Origin of the sequence: Streptomyces sp. UW30, assembly GCF_008042075.1 — a bacterium.
Lineage (GTDB): Bacteria > Actinomycetota > Actinomycetes > Streptomycetales > Streptomycetaceae > Streptomyces.
The window spans coordinates 1-770 of sequence record NZ_RDBN01000082.1 but is presented as its reverse complement, the minus strand read 5'-3'; the positions used below and the strand labels follow the sequence as shown (position 1 = coordinate 770).

The window sequence follows — 770 nt, the reverse complement described above, 5'->3', positions numbered from 1 at the left end:
GTACCGGGAGGGGGAGACGACGACAGCGGTGCGGTCACGCACGGCCCGGCTCCCCTCGACTGGTCACGACTACGCGCCGACGTCTACGGGGCGGCGCGTGATTGCGTGGTGAGTCTAGGGAACCGGGCGAGGTCGGGGCACGTGATTTTCCGATCCGTGGGACCGAGTGCCGCTATGCGTCGTCGTCGATGGTGATGGCGGCCGCGGGGCAGACGGCGGCGGCCTCGCGGGCGGCGGCATGCAGGGCCCTCGCGGGCGGCGGCATGCAGGGCCGGCGCCGGCGGTGTGGCGGCAGGCCGACCGGCACGGCGTACCGAGGATCGCCTTCGTCAACAAGATGGACCGGGCGGGCGCGGACCTCGACACGGCCGTCGCGTCCATCCGGGAACGGCTGCATCCGGCGCCGCTGGTCGTGCAGTTGCCCATCGGCGCGGAGGACGGGTTCCGTGSCGTCGTGGACCTCGCCACGCTTGTGCGTGGTCCCGGTGGTGTACAGGATCCGCTCGGTGACGGTGGTCTTGCCCGCGTCGACGTGGGCGAGGATGCCGAGGTTGCGGACGACGGCGAGGGTGTTGAGGTTGGTGCGCACGGCCCGTGGCCTTTCGGATGATCCGGACGATCCGGATACGAAAAGGGGTCAGCGCGATTTCCGGACGAGCGCAGGCGCCCACGCGAGCACGACCTGCCGTCCCGTCAGAACAGGGGAACGGCAGGGGCGTTGAAGTGAGTACACGGCAGGGGCGTTGAAGTGAGTACTGCTCGGGCGCTCT

2 pseudogenes are annotated in these 770 nt (G+C 70.6%); one reads left to right on the top strand and one right to left on the bottom strand.

Annotated features, from left to right (window positions below):
- Positions 1–280: 280 nt before the first annotated feature.
- Positions 281–463 (top strand): annotated as a pseudogene (locus EAO75_RS44075) (GTP-binding protein); the annotation flags it as partial.
- On the opposite strand, the pseudogene EAO75_RS44070 reads toward EAO75_RS44075, so the two are convergent.
- Positions 464–589: pseudogene (locus EAO75_RS44070) on the bottom strand (GTP-binding protein); the annotation flags it as partial.
- Positions 590–770 lie beyond the last annotated feature (181 nt).